The sequence below is a fragment of the Salinibacter sp. genome, assembly GCF_042218895.1.
Taxonomy (GTDB): domain Bacteria; phylum Bacteroidota; class Rhodothermia; order Rhodothermales; family Salinibacteraceae; genus Salinibacter.
Map to the genome: position 1 here is coordinate 1 of NZ_JBDGQQ010000137.1, position 6,004 is coordinate 6,004.

Genomic DNA, 6,004 nt, shown 5'->3' on the forward strand with positions numbered 1-6,004 from the left:
GGCTCCAGACCGAGTCTGGAGCGACGATGGAGTTCGTTCCTGACGGCCGGAGACGGAGAAACGTGACATTCACCTCTTTTCTAGGGGCAGGGGTAGAACCTCTATTCGTCGTCTGTCTCGCGGCTCAGCCGATGGGCCTGCCGGGTCGGCTCAGGGACTTTGTACCGCGGGCTGCAGTCGAGCATCAAGGCCGCGGCATCGTCGAGCGTGCAGCGGTGGCCCACGCTCACGTAGACCGGGTTCACGTCCGTCCGGGTGCGGAGCACCGTGCCCACGGTCTCGCCGTCGTCGACCAGAGGTGTGCGACTGCTCTTCTCGGTCCCGAGCTCTCCCTGTGGCTCCCCCACGAGAATGGACTTCGCCACGCCAATGGTGGGCGCATCCAGAAGCACGCCAAGATGACAGGCCAGCCCGAACCGACGCGGATGGGCGTATCCGTGGCTGTCGCTCACGAACACGTCTGGCGTGGCGCCGAGCTGTTCGAGCGCTGGAAGCACAGCGGGCATCTCGCGGAAGCTGAGCAGCCCGGGCACGTACGGGAACGGGACCTCGCAACGATGCACGGCCCGGTCAATAACCGTAAGGCCGAACCGCCGAAGAACGGCGATGGCGGCCTGGGCGGTATCGTCGCGCACGCTCACATCCACCCCAGCGATCGTCTCGACCGTGTCTGGGAGGGGCGTCTCCGTGACCTCCGACGCCAGCCGTCGCTGGATGCGCTTGGCCTCGTCGGGGGACACGTCCCAGGGATGCTCAAACTGGAGGGAGAGGTCCATGGTGCGTGGCGTTTCATCGGCGCGAGCAATGCATTCCATAATGTAAGTATTGCCAGCCCCGAACGAAACTACCCCCACGCTCCTCTGTGCTCTCGCACGTGAAGCTGGCGCGGTCAAGTTTCGGTGAATCGAGGCGAAAAGGAATCCTGACTACATTGCGAGCATTAGTAGATGATCCCAAACAGGGCGGGTTGGCTCCGATTCTGGGTCCATAGCTCAGCCGGTTAGAGCGCTACGTTGACATCGTAGAGGTCAGTGGTTCGAGTCCACTTGGACCCACTGCTGCCGCTCTCAGGAGGCCTCCTGGGGCGGTTTTTTTGTTGATGGGTTCTTTGTGTGCCACCTGGCTAACTTCCTATCCGCCTCATGCCCGAAATTGCCGATAAGACGATCGAGATCACCCTTCCGGATGGCTCTACGCAGACCCATCCGGCGGGCACCACGGGCCGCGAGATCGCCGAGAGCATCGGCGCCGGCCTCGCCCGCGACGCGCTGGCCATCAAGGTGAACGGGGAGGTGCGCGATTTGGGCCGCCCCATCACGGAGGACGCCGAGGTCGAAATCCTCACGTGGGACGACGAGGAGGGCAAGGAGACCTTCTGGCACTCCTCGGCCCACCTCATGGCCGAGGCCCTGCAAGAGCTCTACCCGGAGGTCAAGTTCACGATCGGCCCGCCCATCGACCAGGGGTTCTATTACGACGTGGATCTGGGCGACCGGTCGTTGTCCGCCGACGAGCTGGAGGAGATTGAGGAGAAGATGCTCGAGCTTGCCCGGCGCGACGCGGAATACGAGCGGTACGAGGTGTCGAAGGACGACGCGATTCGGTACTACGAAGAGGAAGGAAACGAGTACAAGCTGGAGCTGATCGAAGACCTGGAGGAGGGGGAAATCTCGTTTTACGAGCAGGGCGAGTTTACCGACCTCTGCCGCGGCCCACACATCCCGTCCACCGGCCGTATTAAGGCGCCGAAGCTCCTGTCGGTGGCCGGGGCGTACTGGCGCGGCGACGAGAGCAATCCGCAGCTCACCCGCATCTACGGCATTAGCTTCCCGAAGCAGAAGCTCCTGGAGGACTTCCTGGAGCGGCGCCGCCTGGCGAAGGAGCGAGACCATCGCAAACTGGGCAAGGAACTGGACCTCTTTACGTTCGACACCGAGACGGTAGGGCCGGGCCTGCCCATGTGGCTGCCGAAGGGCACCGTCCTGCGCGAGACGCTCCGCGACTTCCTGCGCGAGGAGCAGGTGAAGCAAGGCTACGAGCCCGTGTGCACCCCGCACATCGGGCGGCTCGACCTCTACCGCACCAGCGGGCACTACCCCCACTACGAGGAGGATCAGTTTCCGCCGATGGTAACGGGCCAGAAGGAGGACGGAGACGAAGAGGACGGCTACCTCCTCAAGCCGATGAACTGCCCGCACCACGTCAAGATCTACCAGAACGACCACCATTCGTATCGCGACCTGCCGGTGCGGCTGGCCGAGTTCGGCACCGTTTATCGTCAGGAGCAGACCGGCGAGCTCGGCGGCCTCACCCGGGTGCGGGGCTTCACGCAGGACGACGCTCACATCTTCTGCACGCCCGAGCAGGTGAAGGGCGAGTTCATCGACGTCATCGACCTGACCCTGAAGGTGCTCGACGCCCTCGATTTCGAGGAGTTCGAGGCGCAGATCTCGCTTCGCGACCCTGAGGACACCGAGAAGTACGTAGGCCGCGAGGCGCTCTGGGACCAGGCCGAGCAGGATATCCGCGAGGCGGTGGCCGAGACGGATCTCGACGCCCACGAGGAGCCGGGCGAGGCCGCCTTCTACGGGCCAAAGCTCGACTTCATGGTCGAGGACGCGCTGGGCCGCGCCTGGCAGCTCGGTACCATCCAGGTCGACTACAACCTGCCGGAGCGCTTCGAGCTGACCTACGTCGACGAGAACGATGAGCGGAGGCGGCCGGTCATGATTCACCGCGCGCCGTTCGGCTCGCTGGAGCGCTTTATCGGCGTGCTCATCGAGCACTGCGGGGGCAATTTCCCGACGTGGCTTGCGCCGGTGCAGGTGCAGATCATCCCCGTCGGCGATGACTTCGTCGAGTACGCCGAGGAGGTGGCGGCGACGCTCCGACAGGAGGACGTGCGCGCCCGGATCGACACCTCCGACGAGACAGTGGGCTACAAGATCCGCGAGGCCGAGACGCAAAAGATTCCGTACATGCTTGTCGTGGGCGGGGACGAGGAAGAAGACGGCACCGTGTCGGTCCGCTCGCACGACGCGGGACAGCAGGGCACCGTTCCGGTCGACGCCTTCGTCGAAGATCTCCGTCCCCAACTCCATCCGACTCTCGACTAGTCCCGTGGGGGCTGCGCTCGGCCCGTCTCCTGTTCGTTCTTCCTTCACGGAAACCTCACAGGAGTCTCCACGTGTGTACACCCCACCGCGAAGGTGGGGTCCTCAGACTCCTACCGGAGCATCGCTTCTGTTCACTGGTATTTCTCCAAAAACCCACAGACTAGCTATCGCTGATCTCGACAAGGTTCGTGCAAATAAGGAAATCAGTGCCGATGAGGTCCGTGTCGTTGAGCCCGACGGGGACCACGAGGTTCTCCCGTTCGAGGAGGCACTAGAACGAGCCCGCGAGTACGACCTCGATCTCGTCGAGGTTGCCCCGGATGCCGATCCGCCCGTTTGCAAGGTGCTCGACTACGGCAAGTACCGCTACGAAAAGCAGAAGGAAGAGCAGCGGCGCCGGAAGAAGTCGAAGTCCATGGAGATGAAGGAGCTTCGCTTCCGGCCCCAGACCGAGGAGCACGACTTCAACTTCAAGGCGGACCACGCCCGTGAGTTCTTGGAAGACGGCAACAAGGTGAAGGCGTACGTCCAGTTTCGAGGGCGCGACATCGTCTACAAGGACCAGGGGATGGACCTACTGCGTCGGCTGATCGAGGAGCTTCAGGACGTGGCCCGCATCGATCAGTCGCCGGAGATGGAAGGGCGCCGTATGGTTACCATCCTGGCCCCTCATAAGAACAAGTAACGGCGCCTTTCTCGCTCACGTTTGGGATCAACGGCACGCCCCCCGTTCGTACCCCCGGTGTGTCTCTAGGGGTCCCCTGTTATACTTTTTGTGGAATCCGTGCGGACGGGAACGCATCGACAAACGTGCCATACAGCACCGTCCGACCTTTTGTGCTCTATGAACGAAGCTTCCTAGGGTGTTCTGTTATGCCTAAGATGAAGTCTCACAGCGGCGCCAAGAAGCGCTTCAAGAAGACCGGCAACGGGAAGGTGAAGCGCAAGAAGGCCAACAAGGGGCATCTGCTCACCAAGAAGAATCAGAAGCGCAAGCGCCAGCTGCGCAAGAGCGTCGTTGTCGAGGACAAGGCGAATCGGGAGCGAATTAAGCGAATGCTCTCAACGTAGTCGGACGTTCGGCGGGTAACCGCCTTCCGGTGGAGGATCTCGCCAGAGGCCTCCCATCTGTTGTCTTCTGGTTCCTCACGGGTCCGGAGACCTGCTCTCTGACAGGCCTTCTCCTGGGGCCTTCCTTTCGCGTTCCTCAGAAATCAGTTCCTCGCTTTCATGCCACGTGCTACCAACAAGCCAGCGACCCGTCGTCGGCGAAAGAAGATTTTGAACAAGGCGAAGGGGTACTGGGGCCGACGGAGCAATACGTACAAGGTTGCCAAGCACGCGGTTGAGAAGGGCCTGCAGTACGCGTACCGCGATCGTCGCCAGAAGAAGCGACGGTTCCGGCGGCTGTGGATCACCCGCATCAACGCCGCGACCCGTCAGCACGACGTGAGCTATTCCCAGTTCATGGGTCAGTACCGCAAGTCGGACCTGGACATGAACCGGAAGGTGCTTGCCGACCTGGCCGTTCACGACCCGGACGCCTTCGAGCAGATCGTGGACCACGTGATGGAGTAAGTGATGCGTGACGCGTGACACGTGAAGAGTAATACGTGGCACGTGAGAGGAAAACATCACGCATCACTCCTCACGTTTCACTCCCCACCAGCTGTCCTGCTCCGATGTCGTTGATCTCTACGACGTTTCGATTTGCCTTTGCGTTTTCGACCGCACGAATCCCGCAGGGGCGTTGAACGTCGACCGCCGACATTGCCGGTGATTTCGTCCCGCCCCTGCCCTGCAGGCTCGGCGGGATTTTTTACTGGACCGGGTGCCCGCCGCTCTCCCGGCATGGCTCGGAGTTGGGTCCCTCGCACGCCCAATCCACAACGCTTACCTCGAACCGCTCTTCCCATGCCCGACCAAATTGACGAACTCCGCGATCAGATCGAGGCCGAATCGATTGAGAGCGAAGAGGAGGCCGAGGCGTTCCGTATCAAGTACCTCGGCCGCAACCAAGGGGCCATCCCGGATCTGTTCGACCAGATCGGCGACCTGCCCCCCGAGGAGCGGCCCGAGTTTGGGAAACGGCTCAACGCGCTGAAGGACCGCGCGCAGGAGCGGCTCGACGAGGCAAAGACACGCCTCAAGCGCGAGGAGCAGGCGGGCGGGCCGGACATCGACCTCACGCTGCCGGGGCGACGGGGCTTCCACGGCTCGACCCACCCACTCACGCAGACGCTTGACGAGATCCTGCGCATTCTGCGCGGGCTCGGCTTCTCCACCTACGAGGGTCCGGAGATCGAGACGGACTGGCACAACTTCTCGGCCCTCAACTTTCCGCCGGACCATCCAGCGCGGGACATGCAGGACACCTTCTTTCTGAAGGACGCGCCGGAGGGCGAGAAGCCGCGCGTGCTCCGCACTCACACCTCGCCCGGCCAGATCCGGATCATGGAGAACCACGCCCCGCCCATCCGGGTGGCGGTGCCGGGGCGCGTGTACCGGAACGAGGCGATCTCGTACAAGTCGTTCTGCCTCTTCCACCAGGTGGAGCTACTGTACGTGGACGAGGGCGTGACGATGGCGCAGCTCAAGCAGGCGCTCTACAGCCTCGCCCGCGCCCTCTTCGGCGAGGACGTCACCCTCCGCTTCCGTCCCAGCTACTTCCCGTTTACGGAGCCGAGCGCCGAGGTGGACGTGTGGTGGGCGGACGAAGACGACGAGGACGACGGCCAGTGGATGGAGATCCTGGGCTGCGGCATGGTGCACCCGAACGTCTTCGAGGCCGTCGACGTGGACCCGGAGCAGTACACCGGCTACGCGGTGGGCATGGGCGTGGAGCGGATGGCGATGCTCCGCCACGGCATCGATGACATCCGGATCTT

Annotated in this window: 6 protein-coding genes and 1 tRNA gene; 6 read left to right on the plus strand and 1 reads right to left on the minus strand. The window is 62.9% G+C overall.

Annotated elements, in window-relative coordinates; translation table 11 throughout:
• Positions 1–101 precede the first annotated feature (101 nt).
• Complete coding sequence (gene nfi / locus ABEL04_RS11800; RefSeq protein ID WP_375802594.1) at positions 102–776, minus strand: deoxyribonuclease V; 675 nt, start codon at positions 774–776, stop codon at positions 102–104.
• Positions 777–981: 205 nt separating this feature from the next.
• Between nfi and ABEL04_RS11805 the strand changes: the two genes are divergently transcribed.
• The 6 genes from ABEL04_RS11805 to pheS form a co-directional block, all read left to right on the plus strand.
• Positions 982–1,055, plus strand: a tRNA-Val gene (locus ABEL04_RS11805).
• 87 nt (positions 1,056–1,142) lie between these two features.
• Complete coding sequence (gene thrS, locus ABEL04_RS11810; protein ID WP_375802595.1) at positions 1,143–3,116, plus strand: threonine--tRNA ligase; 1,974 nt, start codon at positions 1,143–1,145, stop codon at positions 3,114–3,116.
• Positions 3,117–3,189: 73 nt separating this feature from the next.
• Entirely contained in the window at positions 3,190–3,801 is a 612-nt protein-coding gene (gene infC, locus ABEL04_RS11815; protein WP_375802596.1) for a translation initiation factor IF-3, read from the plus strand.
• Positions 3,802–3,989: 188 nt separating this feature from the next.
• Positions 3,990–4,187 (plus strand): 50S ribosomal protein L35, encoded by a 198-nt coding sequence (gene rpmI / locus ABEL04_RS11820; protein ID WP_375802597.1) that lies wholly within the window; start codon positions 3,990–3,992, stop codon positions 4,185–4,187.
• Positions 4,188–4,346: 159 nt separating this feature from the next.
• On the plus strand, positions 4,347–4,694 hold the full coding sequence (rplT, locus tag ABEL04_RS11825) for a 50S ribosomal protein L20 (protein WP_375802598.1): 348 nt from the start codon (positions 4,347–4,349) through the stop codon (positions 4,692–4,694).
• Between the two features lie 336 nt (positions 4,695–5,030).
• On the plus strand, positions 5,031–6,004 hold a 974-nt coding region (gene pheS / locus ABEL04_RS11830), incomplete at its 3' end, for a phenylalanine--tRNA ligase subunit alpha (RefSeq protein WP_375802599.1).

Excerpts from the sequence above, each read along its gene's own strand:
- nfi (WP_375802594.1), bottom strand. The coding sequence starts at position 776 with ATGGACCTCTCCCTCCAGTTTGAGCATCCCTGGGACGTGTCCCCCGAC.
- thrS (WP_375802595.1), top strand. The coding sequence starts at position 1,143 with ATGCCCGAAATTGCCGATAAGACGATCGAGATCACCCTTCCGGATGGC.
- rpmI (WP_375802597.1), top strand. The coding sequence starts at position 3,990 with ATGCCTAAGATGAAGTCTCACAGCGGCGCCAAGAAGCGCTTCAAGAAG.
- rplT (WP_375802598.1), top strand. The coding sequence starts at position 4,347 with ATGCCACGTGCTACCAACAAGCCAGCGACCCGTCGTCGGCGAAAGAAG.